The sequence below is a fragment of the Streptomyces sp. NPDC050636 genome, assembly GCF_040654775.1.
GTDB lineage: Bacteria > Actinomycetota > Actinomycetes > Streptomycetales > Streptomycetaceae > Streptomyces.
The window spans coordinates 20,170-36,449 of record NZ_JBFAIP010000068.1 but is presented as its reverse complement, the minus strand read 5'-3'; the positions used below and the strand labels follow the sequence as shown (position 1 = coordinate 36,449).

Here is a 16,280-nt window from a genome sequence, read left to right as displayed (position 1 = left end):
CGGTTGATGCCGTCGATCAGGGAGTGGCGGCAGCCGTACTTGTTGTCGAACTTCGACTTCGTCACGGCGTCGTTCACATTGATCGCCGGGAACAGGAGGTCGCCGTCACGCTGCATCTCGTAGAGACGGTGAACGCCGGTGGTGGTCTCCTCGGTGACACCGCGGATCTCCGAGGCCAGCTTGGTCCACTTGTCCGAGGTCTCGGCGATCGTGCGGGTGAGCAGCTCCAGGATGGCGCGGTGCTCGTCGCTCTCGGCCGTCTCGACCGACGGAACCTTGCCGGCCTTCTCGTACTCGACGCCCTTGTGGACCAGGAGGGTGGCGTCACCACCGTCGTCGAGGATCATGTTCGGGCCGCCGGTGGGCGAGTTCGGCCAGGTCAGGGCCTGCTCCGTGCACCACCAGTACTCCTCCAGGGACTCGCCCTTCCAGGCGAAGACCGGGACACCCTGCGGCGCGTCCGGCGTGCCGTTGGGGCCGACGGCGATGGCCGCGGCGGCGTGGTCCTGGGTGGAGAAGATGTTGCACGACGCCCAGCGGACCTCGGCGCCCAGGGCGACCAGGGTCTCGATCAGGACGGCGGTCTGCACGGTCATGTGCAGGGAACCGGTCACCCGGGCGCCGGCCAGCGGCTGGGCGGCGGCGTACTCCTTGCGGATCGACATCAGGCCGGGCATCTCGTGCTCGGCGAGAGTGATCTCCTTGCGGCCGAAGGCGGCGAGGGAAAGGTCGGCGACCTTGAAGTCCTGGCCGGTGGCTGCGCTCGTCATACGGGCTGCTCCTCGAGGGTCGAGGTGGATTCGGGCTGGGCAGTCTGCGGCGCGGGCTGGGGTCCCCCAGCGGTACTGGGGCGAGGAGCGTACGCGGAAGCGGACACACTTCTCCCCCTGGCCGCAGCGCAGTCCGTCGGAGGCCCTCTCTCCCTCGGCCGGTCCGCTGGGCGGGCCGCCCGACCGCCATCAGCAGCGACGTCTGGCACTGGGCACGAATCTACACCGATCGGCCCAGTGGCCCCAGTCCACATCGGCCTGATCCATGCGCCCGTGGGCGGGCGGACGGCGCTCGGCGAAGCCTCTGTGGTGTCCCTTCAGGGTCTTGGGCGGGCCGCCGGGTGCCGTGAACACTGCGTTCCCTGTCACACCTGTTGGTTCCCGGTGCCGCGTATTGCAGGATGCGGGGAGCGCGAGGACACTCGCACGATTCGCGCGCACGCTCGTTAGGAGAACCACGTGACCACCAGTCCGGCCGATCCCCCCAAGGGCGCGGCGAAGAGCGGGCAGGGGCTGAAGCTGCTCGCAGTGACCGCCTGCCCGACCGGCATCGCCCACACGTACATGGCCGCGGAGAAGCTGGCCCAGGCCGCCGGGTCCCTCGGCCATGAGATCAAGGTGGAGACCCAAGGCTCGATCGGGGCCGAGAACGTACTGTCTGACAACGATGTCAAGAACGCGGACGGCATCATCATCGCCGCGGACAAGGACGTCGACCGCAGCCGGTTCGTCGGCAAGAAGGTCTTGGCGGTCGGGGTCGCCGAGGGCATCCATCACCCCTGGCAGCTGATCGAGCGGGTGCAGAGCGCGCCGGTGTACGACGGCGACGGGGACGGTTCCGGGACCGCCGCGGGCGGGGGCGGTGGAAGCGGAGGTGGCAAGGAACGCAGCGTCGCGTACAAGGCGCTGATGAACGGTGTCAGTTACATGATCCCGTTCGTGGTGGTCGGCGGGCTGCTGATCGCGATATCGCTGGCCCTGGGAGGCCATCCGACGCCGGACGGCCTGAAGATCCCCCCGGGCTCCTTCTGGGAGGACGTCTTCAACATCGGTGACATCGGCTTCAAGCTGATGGTGCCGATCCTGTCCGGCTATATCGCGTACGCGATCGGGGACCGGCCGGCGCTGGTGCCGGGCATGATCGGCGGCTGGATCGCCAACACCGGCGAGCTGTACGACTCCAAGGCGGGCGCGGGCTTCATCGGCGCCATCGTCACGGGCTTCCTGGCCGGCTATCTGGTGCTGTGGATCAAGAAGGTCAGGGTCCCGAAGTTCGTCCAGCCGATCATGCCGATCATCGTGATCCCGATCGTGGCGACGACCGCGCTCGGGCTGTTCTTCATCTACGTCATCGGCCGGCCGATCTCATGGGTGTTCACGCATCTCACCGATCTGCTCGGCGGGATGACCGGGTCCAGCGCGATTCTGCTGGGCGCGGTCCTCGGCCTGATGATCGCGTTCGACATGGGCGGTCCGGTCAACAAGACCGCGTTCCTCTTCGGTGCGGGGCTGATCGCGTCCGGCAACCAGACCGTGATGGGCATGTGTGCCGCCGCGATCCCCGTCATGCCGCTCGGGCAGGGGCTGGCCACGCTGATCCGTAGGCGTCTCTACTCCGAGCAGGAGCGGGAGACCGGTATGGCGGCGTTGTTCATGGGGCTCTTCGGGATCTCCGAGGGCGCGATCCCGTTCGCGGCGGCGCGGCCCGCGCAGGTCATCCCGGCGAACATGCTCGGTGGCGCGGTGGCCGGTGCCGTCGCGGGCATGACGGGGCTGACGGACGCGGTGCCGCACGGCGGTCCGATCGTGGCGGTGCTCGGTGCGGTCGGCGGGGTGCCGGCGTTCTTCATCGCGGTCGCCGTCGGTTCGGTGGTCACGGCGCTCGCCACGGTGACGCTGGTGGACATCGCGGAGCGGCGGAAGGGCGGGGTGCCGGTGGTGCCGGTGGTGCCGCCGATGGCCGGGCCGGAGCCGGAGCCGGCGTTGGCGGGGGTCGGGGCCGGGGCTGCCGGGGTCGGGGGCGGGGGCGGCACGGCGTCCCGTACGGCCGCTGTCGCGGTCACAACCACGGCCGCGGCCACGGCGCCCGCTCTCGTGGACACAAATGCCACGCACGCCACGGACGCCACGGGCGCCACGGACGCTGACGACTCCGACGCCGGCACCCACGTCGTCACCGAGACGGGCACTGACACCGACACGGGCACGGGCACTGTCACAGGCACCGACACCGACGTCCTCTCCGGCTATCTCACCGAGCGGACCGTGAAGACGCGGCTCGACTCCGGCGGCAAGGAGGCGGCCATCCGCGAGATGGCCGAGCTGGCGGCCGGTAGCGGCAAGGTGGCGGACGTCGATGAGCTGGTCCGGGTGGCGCTGGCCCGTGAGGCGCAGGGCACCACCGGACTCGGCGAGGAGATCGCCATTCCGCATGCCAAGACGGACGCGGTGACCGCGCCGGTGGTCGCCTTCGCCCGCTCCGCGGACGGCATCGACTGGGGCTCGCTGGACGGGACGCTCGCCAAGCTGGTGTTCATGATCTCGGTGCCCGAGGCGGCGGCCGGGGATGAGCATCTGCGCATCCTGGCGCTGTTGTCGCGGAAGCTGATGGACGGCGACTTCCGGGCCCGGCTGCAGGAGGCGGCGGACGAGGCGGAAGTGCTGCGTGTCCTGGGGGAGATCCAGTAGGGCGTGGGCGAACAGATCCCGTAGGGGGTCAAAGAGCCCCCTGCGGGCCAGAACGTGGGGGTTACGGGGTGGTATTCCCGTGGCTCACCACGCTGGTCGGCGAGTCGCTGGTCGGCGAGACGCTGCCCGCCCTCACGACGTCGCCCGGCCCCTGACGATGCCGGCCGGCCCCTGACGATGCCGGCGGTCCCACGATGCCGGCGACCCTGGCGATGCCGACCGCCCCTGACGATGCCGGCCGGCAAAAGACCTCCACACGCACAAAGGCCCCCGCACTCACCAGGAGTGCGGGGGCCTTGGTGCCTGCGTGGTGACGGGGCGGTGCTCAGTGGCCGCCCGGCGTCTTCTCCGGGGCGCTGCCGGCGGCGGCCGCAGCCTCGTTGTAGATGTCCGGCTCCAGGTAGATGACCCGGGCGATCGGCACCGCCTCGCGGATGCGGGCCTCGGCGGCGTTGATGGCGTCCGCGACCTGGGTGGCCGTGGCGTCTTGCCGGACCGCGATCTTGGCGGCGACCAGCAGTTCCTCGGGGCCGAGGTGGAGGGTGCGCATGTGGATGAGGGCGGTGACGCCCTCCCCTTCGATGACCGCGGCGCGGATCTTGGCGACCTGCTCGGGGCCGGCGGCCTCGCCCAGCAGCAGCGACTTGGTCTCGGCGGCGAGGACCAGCGCGATCAGCACGAGCAGCGCGCCGATGCACATGGTGCCGATGCCGTCCCAGACGCCGTTACCGGTGGCGAGGGTGAGTCCGACGCCGCCGAGCGCGAGGACCAGGCCGACCAGCGCGCCGAAGTCCTCCAGCAGCACGACCGGCAGCTCGGGGGCCTTGGCGCGGCGGACGAACTGGGCCCAGGTCTGCTTGCCGCGCAGCTCGTTGGACTCCTTGATGGCCATACGGAAGGAGAAGCTCTCGGCGATGATCGCGAAGACCAGGACGCCGACCGGCCAGAACCAGTTGTCCAGCTCGTGCGGGTCGTGGATCTTCTCGTAGCCCTCGTAGAGAGCGAAGACGCCGCCGATGGTGAACAGGACGATGGAGACCAGGAAGCCGTAGATGTACCGCTCGCGGCCGTAGCCGAAGGGGTGTTCCTCGGTCGCTGCGCGCTTGGCCTTCTTGCCGCCGAGCAGCAGCAGGCCCTGGTTGCCGGAGTCCGCGACCGAGTGCACGCCTTCGGCCAGCATCGAGGACGAGCCGCTGAAAGCGAAGGCCACGAATTTCGCTGCGGCGATCGCCAGGTTGGCGCCCAGCGCCGCGACGATGGCCTTTGTCCCGCCTGATGCGCTCATAAGTGCCGCATGTCCCTTCCGTCGACGGAGCTCTACCGCTTTACCGCCCCTTTAATTACGATGCGGCGGTCATTGTTGCAGCCCGCTTCCGGAACGCCGTCATGAGGCCACCCGACGGTCGTCTCCGCGGACACGCCGAGGAGCCCTAGACGACGACCGTCGCGCGGAAGAGCGTGCCGTCCCCGGAGACCGTGAGGTGTTCACCGGCCCGTACGAACGCCGACTCCCCGGGGGCGAGCGTCAGTTCCGTCGCGAGCCCGGTGTCGTCGACCGCCACGCTGCCGTTCACCGCCGTGCCCTCCCGGGCCCGCAGCCGCACGGTGCCGGCCGTGCACAGCAGCACCTGCGGCGCACGGGCGTCGAGCGGGCGGGGGGTGCCGCCGGGGGCGAGGACGAAGCGGGAGAGCCGGAATTCGTCGATGGGGGTCTCGTAGATCTCTTCGGCGCCGTCCGCCTCGGGGCGCAGGACGCCCGCGTCGCCGGATTCGAAGCGGACGATCCGCAGCAGTTCGGGGACGTCGACGTGCTTGGGGGTGAGGCCGCAGCGCAGCACGTTGTCGGAGTTGGCCATCAGCTCGACGCCGAGGCCGTTGAGGTAGGCGTGCGGGATGCCGGCGCCGAGGAAGAGCGCCTCGCCGGGCTGGAGCCGTACGTGGTTGAGCAGCATGGCGGCGATGACGCCGGGGTCGCCCGGGTAGTGGTGGGCGGTGGCGGCGTACGCGGCGTAGGCGGCGGCGTACGGGCCCTCCTCGGCTCCGAGGCGCTCGGCCGCGGTGGCGGCCCGCTCGACGGTCTCGGTCATCGCGTCGTGTTCGGCGGTGAGGACGGCGGTGAGGACCTCGCGCAGCGCGGACTCCTCGGGGCTGGCGCGCAGTATGTCGACATATGGCTTGAGGCCGTCGACGCCCAGGCCCTCCATGAGGTCGGCGGTTTGGGCGGGGTGCCGGAAGCCGCAGAGCCCGTCGAAGGGGGTGAGGGCGCAGATCAGCTCGGGCTTGTGGTTGGCGTCCTTGTAGTTGCGGTGCCCGGCGTCGATCGGGACGCCGCGCCGCTCCTCGTCGGCGAAGCCCTCCTTGGCCTGGGCCAGGTCGGGGTGGACCTGGAGGGAGAGCGGTGAGCCGGCCGCGAGCAGCTTGAGCAGGAAGGGCAGCCGGGGTCCGAAGGCACGGACGGCGTCGGCGCCCAGTTCGGTCTCCGGGGCGGCGTCGATCACGTCGGCCAGCGAGACCGGGCCCGAGCCGCGGTCGATACGGGAGGGGGCCCCGGGGTGGGCGCCCATCCACATCTCGGCCTGCGGTGCGCCGGTCGGCTCGACGCCGAGGAGCTCCGGGATGGCGGTGGTGGAGCCCCAGGCGTAGGGGCGCACGGTATTGGCGAGGCGGTCCATGGGGCTGCAGCTTCCTGATGTGTCGTACGCGTATGAACGTGTCTACGGGGGCCGCGGTGTGCCCGGAGGCGTGCCGCGGGGTCCGGCCTCCATGATCACTCGGTGTCGGCGAGCGCGAGGTAAACGGCGGCGAAATCCGTGATGGCTAGCAGTTCTGCGGCGCTTTCCAGTTCGCTGCCGCTCTCCGGTCCGAGCTCGCTGATGGCGGTCTCGCATTCGTTGGCGAGCGCGTTGGCGGCGCGGGTGGCGGACAGCGGTCCCGGCTCCCGCCGGTCGCGCAGCAGCAGGATCCTGGCGTGCAGGGCGGCGGGCTGCTCGACGCGGTCGCGGAAGAAGTCGTCCGGGTCGGCGCCGGCGGCCAGCGAGCCGGACAGCAGCGGGCGGTGTGTGGTGAGCGCCTCGGGCAGCTCGGCGACGAGCGCGGGGATCCCGGCCAGTCCGGCGAGCACGGTCGCGAAGTGCCGGCCGACGGCTCCGGCGACGGTGCCTTCCGTCCAGATCAGCGGCAGCGCCTCGGCGAGGTCGGCGGCCAGGGTCTTGGCCGGGTTGGTGTACGTGGCGACCGCCGGGCCGCAGCGCTGGGCGAGCTGGTCTAGGCGGTCGGCGAGGTGGTTCAGTGCGTCGGGTGGCGCGGTGAGCAGGCCGATCCGGTCGGCGAGCGCGAGGATCGGGATGAGCAGCGACCAGAGGGTGCCGGGGGCGGCCGGGGGCGCGCCCTCGACGTCGAATTCGGCGTCGTACGGGGTGGTCGCCAGCGGGACGGCGAGGCCGCGGGCCTGGACGATGGCCTCGGCGAGCGGGGCGCCGCCGGGGGTGACGGCGACGACGGCGCAGCCGCGGCGGTAGGCCTGCTCGACCAGCTCGGCCAGGCCGGGGTCGGAGCCGTCCGGGCCGGCGAGCAGCAGCAGGTCCGCGGGGCCGGTCCAGCCGGGCAGCGTCCAGCGCAGCGCTCCGGGGAGCGGGGCGACGCCGGTGGGCGGGATGAGGGTGACGGGGCAGCTGCCGCCGCTGAGCGCGCCGACGAGTTCGGCGACGCAGGAGGCGGCGGGGCCGGGTCCGGCGACGAGGACGGAGCGTGGCCGGCCGTCGGGCGTCAGGCCGGGGATGCCGGCTTCGGCGGCGCTGCGGGCGGCGGTGCGGACCCGGGCGCCGGATTCGGCGACGCCGCGCAGCAGCCCGAACCGGTCGGCGCCGGACAGCGCCTCAGGAGTGTCGAGGAGTGACTCGTCGAGCATGGGGCGCGGCCTCCGATCGCCGGTACGGGCGGGGGAACGCCGGGCGGTGCCGGGGCGGGCCCGGCGCTGCCCGGTCAGGCGGGGGTGGGGGCACCTCCCGTGCCTTCAGGGCTACGAAGGGCCATGAGGGACTGCCTCGTCGACGAGGAGTACGGGGATGCCGTCCCGGACGGGGTAGGCGAGGCCGCAGTCCGCGGAGGTGCAGAGGAGTTCGGCGGGGTCGGCCGCGGTGCGGTCCTCCAGCGGGGCGTGGCACGCCGGGCAGGCGAGGATCTCGATCAGGCTGGCTTCGACCGGCATGGAGGCTGCTCCTTCGGGGTGGTTGCGGCGTGGCCAGCGTACCGCCGGACGGGGTGCCGGGGCCTGCTCAGCGGGGATGACGGGTGGTGGGCGGGGTCGGGGGCCGGTCCGGTGGGGGGCCGGGCGGCCGGTGTGGCGCTGTCACCCCGTGCCACACCGGCTCGCCCCGCCCTCAGCCCTCAGCCGTGGATGATCGCCAGTGCTTCGTCCCGGACCCGGTCGGCGGTGCCGGTGTCCCGGGCCTCCACGTTCAGTCGCAGCAGCGGCTCCGTGTTCGAGGCGCGTACGTTGAACCACCAGTCGCCGGCGGTGACCGTCAGCCCGTCCAGCTCGTCGATGGCGACGCCCTCGCGGCCCTCGTACGCGGCCTTGATCGCGGCCAGCCTCCCCGCCTGGTCGTCGACGGTGCTGTTGATCTCGCCGGAGGCCGCGTACCGGTCGTACTGCGCGACCAGCTGCGACAGCGGCCTCTCCTGCCCGCCGAGGGCCGCCAGGACGTGCATGGCGGCGAGCATGCCGGTGTCGGCGTTCCAGAAGTCGCGGAAGTAGTAGTGCGCCGAGTGCTCGCCACCGAAGATCGCGCCGGTCTTGGCCATTTCCTCCTTGATGAAGGAGTGGCCGACGCGGGTGCGGACGGGGCTGCCGCCGTTCTCCTTGACGACCTCCGGTACGGACCAGGAGGTGATGCAGTTGTGGATGACCGTGCCGCCGGGGTGCTTGGCCAGCTCGCGGGCGGCGACCAGCGCGGTGATCGCGGACGGCGAGACCGGGTCGCCGTTCTCGTCGACCACGAAGCAGCGGTCCGCGTCGCCGTCGAAGGCGAGACCGAGGTCCGCGCCCACCTCGCGCACCCGCGCCTGGAGGTCGACGATGTTCTTCGGGTCCAGCGGGTTGGCCTCGTGGTTCGGGAAAGAGCCGTCCAACTCGAAGTACATCGCGTCGAGTTCGAGCGGCAGGCCCTCGAAGACGGTCGGTACGGTGTGCCCGCCCATGCCGTTGCCGGCGTCCACCACGACCTTCAGCGGGCGGATGCCGCTCAGGTCCACCAGGCCGCGCAGATGGGCGGCGTATTCGCCGAGGACGTCGCGCTGCGTGACGGTGCCCCGCTCGGCGGCCGGCTGCGGGGCCCCCTCGTCAGACCAGCGCTCGACCAGTGCGCGGATGTCGGCGAGACCGGTGTCCTGGCCGACCGGGGCCGCGCCCGCCCGGCACATCTTGATGCCGTTGTACTGGGCGGGGTTGTGCGAGGCGGTGAACATCGCGCCGGGAAGGCCGAGGGCGCCGCTGGCGAAGTACAGCTCGTCGGTCGAGCAGAGCCCGATCTCGGTGACGTCCACGCCGCGCGCCGCCGCGCCGCGTGCGAACGCGCCCGACAGGCCGGGGGACGAGGGGCGCATGTCGTGCCCGATGACGATCGCGGTCGCGCCGGTGACCTCGGCGAAGGCCGCGCCGAACAGCTCCGCCAGCGCTTCGTCCCACTGGGACGGGACGACACCACGTACGTCGTACGCCTTGACGATCTGCGACAGGTCGGTCACAAGCCAGCCCTCCTGGGGGTCTTTGTGGGGTACCCAACGTAGCCGGTTCGCTGCGCTCGGCCCGGTCCGGTGGGGGGTGCGGTCCCGCGCCTCCGGACGTCGCCCTGCGACCCCGACCCCTCGCGTGGATGGGGACGTGGATGGAGACGTGGGTGGGGAGTTGAGAAGCCGGTGTGGGGTGAGCGTCGTCGGTTGTGCTCAGGAGTCCGGGGAGCGCAGCACCCTGAGGTGGCCTCGGCGGGCCACCTCCATCGGCTGGGAGTCGGCGGCGCCCGATCGGCCGCCGCCTGCGCCGGCGGCGCGTTCCTGCGGGCGGGCGGCCTCGCGTACGGCGTTGGCGAGGGCTTCGAGATCGTCGCCGCTGGGCTGGGGCGGGCCCGAGTCGATGGCGAGGCGGACGACCTCCCAGCCGCGCGGGGCGGTCAGCCGCTCCGAGTGCTGGGCGCACAGGTCATAGCAGTGCGGTTCGGCGTAGGTGGCGAGCGGTCCGAGCACGGCGGTCGAGTCCGCATAGACGTACGTCAGCGTTGCGACGGCGGGGCGGCCGCACGCAGTGCGCGAACAGCGACGTACAGGGCTCACGACGTTGGACGGTACCGCACTCTTGAGCGGGCCGCGACGACTCTCCCCCCGCTCACCCAACCGTGTCGTCCCGCTTCGTCCGATGCGTCTGACCTGCACCCGCTCGACCTGACCTGCGACGGGCCCGGCCCGCTGGACGGCGTGCGGGGAAGAATCCCGTCACGGCCCCGTCACCACTCGGCGCATTTCATGTCATTCCGCGGGATCTCCGCGATCTCATGCGGGGAGGCAAACGAACGCAACGCGGACCGGACCGGTCACCCGGCGACATGACGCGTATTGCCGCGCTCGGCAGTCCGGGCCACCCCTTGACGGTTACGCTCGATGCTGATGGACACCCCCGTACCGCCCCGACCGACGGAGCCGCGAATCCGCCGCCGCGACCGCCATGGCCGTGGCATGCGCGGCCCGATCGCACCTCCCCAGGTGCCCCTTTCGGTGACCCGCGCCGACGCCTTCGTGGATCTTGTGTATGACTCCCGGGACCGGCTGGAGCGGCGCTGGCCGCAGCTCTCCGAGGTCGACTTCATGGTCCTTGAGGTGCCCGGTTTCGGCCGGGAGGTCCGGGATGGGGGTGCGGGGCCGGACGCGGACGACGGCACCGTGCCGCTCGGCCGGGTGCTGCCGGCCGGCGGCGGACATCGCGACCGGATCGTGATCTACCGCAGGCCGGTCGAGATCCGTACGAAGAGCCGCGACGAGCGGGCGCTGCTGGTCCACGAGGTGGTCGTGGAGCAGGTCGCCGAACTCCTCGGGCTGGCACCGGAGTCGGTGGACCCGCGGTACGGGCAGGACTGACGGCCGGTACGGGGCGGTGGCACGGAAGGCCGCTTGACGGCCTTCCGTCGCCGGGGCGTGGTGGCGGGTGTCTTACGGCCTGTCCGGTGGATCAGGGTCGGAAAGGCCCTAGTCCGTCAGGAGCGACAGGTCCTGCCCTGCGGTCGGGACGACGACCGTGCCCCGGTCGTCGGGCAGCGGCTGGACGGTGAAGGCCGGGATCCCGCCCTGCGGCAGCGCCAGCATGCGTGCCGCGTAGACCGGTCCGCTGCCCTGTTCCGGCTCGACGGTCAGCGCGTAGGAGCCCTTGAGGCCCTGCGGGCGCGGCGGTTCGACGGCCATGGTGGTGCCGCCCTTGACCGTGTACGTCTTGGCGACCGGGGTGCCGCCGCCGCTTCCGGCGGACGCGGTGACCTTGACCTTCGCGTCCTTGCCCTTCTCGGGTGCGACCAGCGAGAGGGTGCTGCCCTTGGCGCGGTTGTCGGCGGCCGTGGCGCGGGTCGTGACCGGCCGGGACGACGGGATGAACGCCATCTCCTGCCTGTCACCCTTGCCGCGGGTCACCCGCAGCGCGGCCGCGACCGGGGCCTTGGAGCCGTCGGCGGGCGTCAGCACCAGCGAACCGGCCTCGCCCTTGGTGATGTCCTTGAGGTCGACGGCCGTGGTCATACCGCTCTTGACGTGCAGCGTTTCCAGACCGGCCGGGGTGATCAGACCGGTCGGGGTGGCCAGTCGCACGTTCAGGTCGGCGTCGGACTCACCGGGGGCCACAGCGACCAGCCGGACGGCGGTGGCGTCGGCCGGGATGCCGGGCAGCACTACGCTCGACGACGGATCGGCGGCGGCGGGCAGCCAGTCGCTGCCGAGCTCGGCGTCGCGGGACTGGACGGCGGCGCCGATCCGGCCGTGGCGGGCGGTGACGTGCAGCGCGGCGTTGGTGGCCGGGGCGCTGGTGAGGGTGTTGAGCAGCACCGGGTACGTGGAGTGCGGCGGCACCTGGACGCCGTCGGGGACCGCGGTGGTCAACGGCCCGTCCTTGCCGTGCAGTTCAAGGTCGACGGTGACCTCGGTCGAGCCGGGGTTGGTCAGGTGGACATAGTCCTGGCGGCCCCTGTCGGTGCTCACACCGGGGAACCAGAACGTGGTGTCCGGTGCCGTGCAGGTCAGGCCGAGGAGCCCGCGGCCGGTGCCGGCCGCGACGGTGGTGGTCTGCTGGACGGTCCAGCCGGGTGCGAGCTCACCGTCGGCGGCGCCGTCGAGGGCGGGCGCGTCCGCGCCGTCGGCCGTCGCGGTGACCGGTTTCCCGGCCTCCTTCAGCGGCGCGACGGGCTTGGTGTCGCGCGGCGGGTCGACCCGCTGATCACCCGAGCCGCCGTCCTGGGCCTTGGCGTCCTTGCCGCCCTTCCCGGCCTTGCTCCCCTTGCCGCTGCCGGTGCCGCCGCCGACGTCCTTGACGGTGCCCGCGGGCAGCAGTTGGGCGGTGCCCTTCTTCGCGCCGGCGCCGGCGGCGCCCTTGGGGGCGAAGGAGGTGTACGTCGTCTCGCCGACCTCCGAGGAGGTCGGGGCGGGGCAGAGCAGCGCGGAGCGCTGGACGGGCATCCGGGTGCCGCTGCCGGACGCGTCCGGTGTCCCGCCGCCCGGGGCCGCGAGGGCGGCGACACCGGTGACGGCGGCGAGCGCGACGGCCGCGCCGGTCAGGGACATCATGGTGCGCTTCACTGCTGGTCGCTCCCGTCACGGCGCGGCTCGGGGAAGGAGCCGGAGGACCCGGGGTACCCGGGGTACACAGTGCCGTCGTCGTAGGGCTGGGGCTGCTGCTGGCCGTCGTATCCGGGCTGCTGCCCGTAGCCGTACGGGTCGTACTGGCCCGCCTGGTAGGGGTCCGCCGGATACGGGTCGGCCTGGTAGGGGTCCGCCGACGGGTACGGCTGCTGCCCGTAGGTGTGCTGCTGGGTCTGGTACGGGTCGGCGGGCGCGTAGGGCTGCTGGTCACCGGGGTGGACCGGCTGGCCCTGCTGGGCGGCCTGCCATTCCTCGTACGACTGCTGCTGCGGCACCGCCGCGTACGGGTCGCCGCTCTGCGCGGGGTCGTGGACGGTCGTCGGGGCGGTGGGAGCGGCCGGGATCTCCTCGCCGGTCCGCGCCGCCGGAACGCCCGGGTCCGGTGCCTCGCCGGCGGCCTCGGCCGCGGCCCGCAGGCGGCGCGCCCGACGGCCCTCGCCGGAGGCCCCGGCGGCCTGTGCGGCAGCCGCGGCGGCCACCGCGTCATCGGGCAGATCGTCGTCGATCTCCCGGCGGCGGCCCGGCAGGGCCATCACCACCAGGACGACGGCGAGCAGGCCCTGCGCCCAGAGCCAGAGGTTGTGGCTGAGCGGGTTCTCGTGGGTGAGGTCGAGGCGTCCGCCGCCCGCGGGGAGCTGGAAGCCCTGCGCCCAGCCGTCGAGCGTCACGGGCTTGAGCGGGGTGCCGTTGAGCGTGGCCCGCCAGCCCTCGTCGGCGGCGTCCGCGATCCGCAGCACCCGGCCGGTGTCGCCGCCGGGGACCCGGGTGTGTGCCTCGACCGGCCCGGCCGCCACGGCGATCGGCGCGGCCGCCTCGCCCGCCCGGGTGCCGTCCTCGGCCTCGCTCGCGACGATGGAGACCCGCGAGACCCGCCGGTCCACCCGCCACAGGGCACTGCCGTCGTCCTGGCTGAGCCGGGTCAGCCCCGGTGTCGTGTCCAGCACCCGGCCCATTTCGCGCGGGGCGCCGTCGCGCACCAGGATGTAGCGCACCGCGTAGCCGCCGAGCTGGGTGGTCTGGTCGGCGCCGGAGCCGGCCACAAGGTTGGCGACGATGCCGCCGAGCCGCGTGTTCCCGCCCGCCTCGGCGGCCAGGTCCGCGTCACCGAGCCGGGCGCCCGAACCGCGGACGAGGGTGTAGTCGACATGTCCGGGCCTGCCGTCGAGGACCAGCGTGCGGGCGCGGTCGGCGGTGCCGGACTCCTCGGCGACGAACGCCGGGACCTGCACCGGGTCGCGCCGCTCCAGGGGGCCGGCCGCGCCGGTGATCATCCAGCTGACCGCGGCGTAGAGCGGGGCGAGTACGGAGGCCAGCGCGATCAGCACGGCGACCGGCTGCTTCCAGCCGAAGCCCATGGTGGCCATACGGGTGCGGATGCCCTCGGCGCCGAGCACCGCGGCGCACAGCAGCGCCAGGCCGTAGACGAGCATCGCGGGCCCGGTCCAGCCGGAGGCGTTGCCGAGCGCCGCGAACAGCAGCCCGGTCACCGCCACCGCCCAGGCGGTACGGATCGCGGTCTGCCGTTCGTCGCGCAGCGTCGCGGCGAGCGCGGCCAGCGCCACACCGATCAGCAGCACCCCGCCGGCGGCCTTCGGGCCGCCGGGGCTGAGCCCGATGAGGTCCAGTACGGAGGCGGAGCCGGAGCCGTAGTCGAGCCCGGCCTCCTGGAAGAACCGCCCGGGGTGTGTGAGCAGCGACAGCGACCAGGGGGCGAGGACGACGAGCGGAGCGATCGCCACGGCCAGGAAGCGCAGCACGTACGCGAACAGGAGGTCGCGGCTGCCGTCGAGGATGCGCAGCACCAGGAGACCGATGCCGAGCAGGACCGCGATCGGCCAGACGACCGGGGTGAGCGCCATGGTGAAGGTGACCAGCAGCGCGTACGCCCAGGCGGCACGCCAGCTGGGGCGGACGCCGTGCGGCAGGCGCAGGCCGCTCGCGGCGATGGCGGCGCGCGCCATCAGGGGCAGCAGGATGGCGAGCACGGTGGTGCCCAGCCGGCCGCCGGCGAGCGCGCCGGCGGTGGCGGGCAGGAACGCGTACGCGATGCTGCCCCAGGCGCGCAGCAGCCGGGAGGCGACCAGCGGGCGGGAGGCGAAGTAGGCGGTCAGTCCGGCCAGGGGGACGGAGCAGACCAGCAGCAGGGTGACGGTGAAGCCGGTGCTGCCAAGGAAGATGCTGGACACCAGGGCGAGGATCGCCAGGTAGGGGGGCGCGGAGGCGGTGTCGCCGACGCCGACGGCATGCCAGCTGTCGAGATAGGACGACCACAGGTCGGACACGTCCGCGGGCGCGGGCAGCATCGCGCCGCCGGTCAGCGCCCCGGAGCCGAGCAGCCCGCGGCAGGCGATCAGGGAGACCAGCAGCAGGACGAGGAAGAGCACCGGGCCGGGCTTGCGGGCGATCCGCTTGAGCCGGGCGAACTGCTCGACCTCCAGGAAGTCGGCGTCGTCACCGCCGGGCCCGGACTCCACGGCGCCGTGCCGTCCGGCCGAGGCCACGTCCGGTGCGGCGCGCCCGCCGAGGTTGCCCGCGACCTGTTCGACGGTGGCGCGTACGGTCGCGCCCGGTGGCGGGAAGAGCGGCCGCAGCTCGGCGGCGTCCACCGCGGGACGGCCTCTCCGCTTGCGTGCGGCGAGGATCTTGCCGGGCCGCAGCAGGGTGCCGAAGAGCCCGGCGAGTTCGTCCAGCGCCTGGCCGGGGACCTTGCCGACGAGGTAGGCGACGACCCGCAGGAAGGTGCCGAGCAGCAGCCGGAGCAGGACGTACGGGAGCAGCCCGCCGCGGGTGTTGGCCAGCAGCGTGTAGACGGCGCCGGCCTTGTCGACGCGGTGCGGGTTGGCGACGGAACGGCCGACGCAGTCGATGGGGCGGCGTTCGCGGGCGGAGGCCTCGGCGTGCCGCAGGATCGCGTCCGGTGCGATGAGCACTTGGTGGCCGGCCGCCTGGGCGCGCCAGCACAGGTCCACGTCGTCGCGCATCAGCGGCAGCCGGCGGTCGAAGCCGCCCAACTCCTCGTAGATGTCGCGGCGGATGAGCATACCGGCGGTGGAAACGGACAGTACGGGACGTACCTGGTCGTGCTGCCCCTGGTCCTGTTCACGGCGGTCCAGGCCGGTCCAACGGCGGCCGCTGCGCGCGATGGTGACACCCGTCTCCAGCAGCTGGCGGCGGTCGTACCAGCTGCGCAGCTTGGGGCCGACGATGACGGTGGAGGGGCTGGCGTCGGCGACCCGCAGCAGCTCGGCGAGCGCGTCCGGCTCGGGCGCGCAGTCGTCGTGCAGCAGCCACAGCCACTGGACCGGCTCCCCGTGCGGGAGTTCCGGCATCTCGTACGCCTCGTCGTGCCAGGTGCGGCTGACGGGGTCCCAGCCGCTGGGGCGCTTCAGGTAGGGCAGGTCGTCCGGGGTCAGCACGCCGGCCGTGCGGACGGCTTCGTCGACGGCGGTGCCGAATCCGGAACGGCGGGCGAGATGCAGCACCCGCTGGTCCCCGATGGCCTCGGCGAGCAGCCGGGCGGAGTCGTCCGCGCTGCCGGTGTCGGCGCCCATGACGTTCTGCACCGGGCGCTCCTGGCCGAGCAGCCCGGCCAGTGCGTCGGGCAGCCAGCGGGCGCCGTCGTGGGAGACGATCACGGCGGTGACGACATGCCGGGGGAACTCTGGGGTGGCGGCTGCGTATGAGGCGGTCTGGGCCGCCGACTGGCTGTGCACGGACATCGAGGTACGGGCCCTCCGGACCCGGGAGTTCGGGGCCCGTGGCGAAGTCGCTCAAGGCCCCCGCCCCCGGAAGACACTGCGACGGACTACTAGGCGGGTGAGTCCTGCGGACGCGGGCGGCCCGTGGGGGCGTTGGCGCATCTCGGACGGGGCCCCACACTAATGGTTCGCGCCGGTGCACCGACCTGCTGCGCACACAGCAGACCGCCTCCGGCGG

The 16,280-nt window shown here is 72.9% G+C and carries 11 protein-coding genes; 2 read left to right on the top strand and 9 right to left on the bottom strand.

Going from position 1 to position 16,280, the window contains the following annotated elements; all coding sequences use genetic code 11:
- A partial coding sequence (locus AB0I10_RS30920) for an adenosylhomocysteinase (RefSeq protein ID WP_363155978.1) occupies positions 1-770 on the bottom strand: 770 nt, incomplete at its 3' end.
- Positions 771-1,229: 459 nt separating this feature from the next.
- On the opposite strand from AB0I10_RS30920, the gene AB0I10_RS30915 reads away from it, so the two are divergent.
- Positions 1,230-3,458 (top strand): fructose-specific PTS transporter subunit EIIC, encoded by a 2,229-nt coding sequence (locus AB0I10_RS30915; RefSeq protein ID WP_363155977.1) that lies wholly within the window; start codon positions 1,230-1,232, stop codon positions 3,456-3,458.
- A 325-nt stretch (positions 3,459-3,783) separates the two neighbouring features.
- Here the strand turns inward: AB0I10_RS30915 and AB0I10_RS30910 are convergent, their stop codons facing one another.
- The 6 genes from AB0I10_RS30910 to AB0I10_RS30885 all read right to left on the bottom strand — a co-directional run bounded on the left by AB0I10_RS30910 (position 3,784) and on the right by AB0I10_RS30885 (position 9,845).
- Positions 3,784-4,743, bottom strand: coding sequence for a cation diffusion facilitator family transporter (locus AB0I10_RS30910; protein WP_363155976.1), 960 nt, complete (start codon positions 4,741-4,743; stop codon positions 3,784-3,786).
- Positions 4,744-4,888: 145 nt separating this feature from the next.
- The gene (manA, locus tag AB0I10_RS30905; RefSeq protein WP_363155975.1) at positions 4,889-6,130 is read right to left on the bottom strand and encodes a mannose-6-phosphate isomerase, class I; all 1,242 of its coding nucleotides are present in this window, start codon (positions 6,128-6,130) and stop codon (positions 4,889-4,891) included.
- Between the two features lie 95 nt (positions 6,131-6,225).
- Positions 6,226-7,365, bottom strand: a complete 1,140-nt coding sequence (locus AB0I10_RS30900) for an SIS domain-containing protein (protein WP_363155974.1) — start codon at positions 7,363-7,365, stop codon at positions 6,226-6,228.
- Between the two features lie 111 nt (positions 7,366-7,476).
- The gene (locus AB0I10_RS30895) at positions 7,477-7,665 is read right to left on the bottom strand and encodes a Trm112 family protein (protein WP_363155973.1); all 189 of its coding nucleotides are present in this window, start codon (positions 7,663-7,665) and stop codon (positions 7,477-7,479) included.
- Between the two features lie 179 nt (positions 7,666-7,844).
- Positions 7,845-9,203, bottom strand: coding sequence for a phosphomannomutase/phosphoglucomutase (locus AB0I10_RS30890; RefSeq protein WP_363155972.1), 1,359 nt, complete (start codon positions 9,201-9,203; stop codon positions 7,845-7,847).
- Positions 9,204-9,401: 198 nt separating this feature from the next.
- Entirely contained in the window at positions 9,402-9,845 is a 444-nt protein-coding gene (locus AB0I10_RS30885; RefSeq protein WP_363155971.1) for a DUF3499 domain-containing protein, read from the bottom strand.
- Positions 9,846-10,115: 270 nt separating this feature from the next.
- Between AB0I10_RS30885 and AB0I10_RS30880 the strand changes: the two genes are divergently transcribed.
- Positions 10,116-10,583: a metallopeptidase family protein gene (locus tag AB0I10_RS30880; RefSeq protein ID WP_363155970.1), complete on the top strand. Its 468-nt coding sequence runs from the start codon at positions 10,116-10,118 to the stop codon at positions 10,581-10,583.
- Between the two features lie 108 nt (positions 10,584-10,691).
- Here the strand turns inward: AB0I10_RS30880 and AB0I10_RS30875 are convergent, their stop codons facing one another.
- Both AB0I10_RS30875 and AB0I10_RS30870 read right to left on the bottom strand, forming a co-directional pair.
- On the bottom strand, positions 10,692-12,281 hold the full coding sequence (locus AB0I10_RS30875; RefSeq protein WP_363155969.1) for a DUF5719 family protein: 1,590 nt from the start codon (positions 12,279-12,281) through the stop codon (positions 10,692-10,694).
- Positions 12,278-16,063, bottom strand: coding sequence for a glycosyltransferase (locus AB0I10_RS30870; RefSeq protein ID WP_363155968.1), 3,786 nt, complete (start codon positions 16,061-16,063; stop codon positions 12,278-12,280). Before AB0I10_RS30870 ends, AB0I10_RS30875 begins: the two co-directional genes overlap by 4 nt.
- Between the last annotated feature and the right edge of the window lie 217 nt (positions 16,064-16,280).

Excerpts from the sequence above, each read along its gene's own strand:
- AB0I10_RS30895 (WP_363155973.1), bottom strand. The coding sequence starts at position 7,665 with ATGCCGGTCGAAGCCAGCCTGATCGAGATCCTCGCCTGCCCGGCGTGC.
- AB0I10_RS30880 (WP_363155970.1), top strand. The coding sequence starts at position 10,116 with ATGGACACCCCCGTACCGCCCCGACCGACGGAGCCGCGAATCCGCCGC.
- AB0I10_RS30900 (WP_363155974.1), bottom strand. The coding sequence starts at position 7,365 with ATGCTCGACGAGTCACTCCTCGACACTCCTGAGGCGCTGTCCGGCGCC.
- AB0I10_RS30870 (WP_363155968.1), bottom strand. The coding sequence starts at position 16,063 with ATGTCCGTGCACAGCCAGTCGGCGGCCCAGACCGCCTCATACGCAGCC.
- manA (WP_363155975.1), bottom strand. The coding sequence starts at position 6,130 with ATGGACCGCCTCGCCAATACCGTGCGCCCCTACGCCTGGGGCTCCACC.
- AB0I10_RS30910 (WP_363155976.1), bottom strand. The coding sequence starts at position 4,743 with ATGAGCGCATCAGGCGGGACAAAGGCCATCGTCGCGGCGCTGGGCGCC.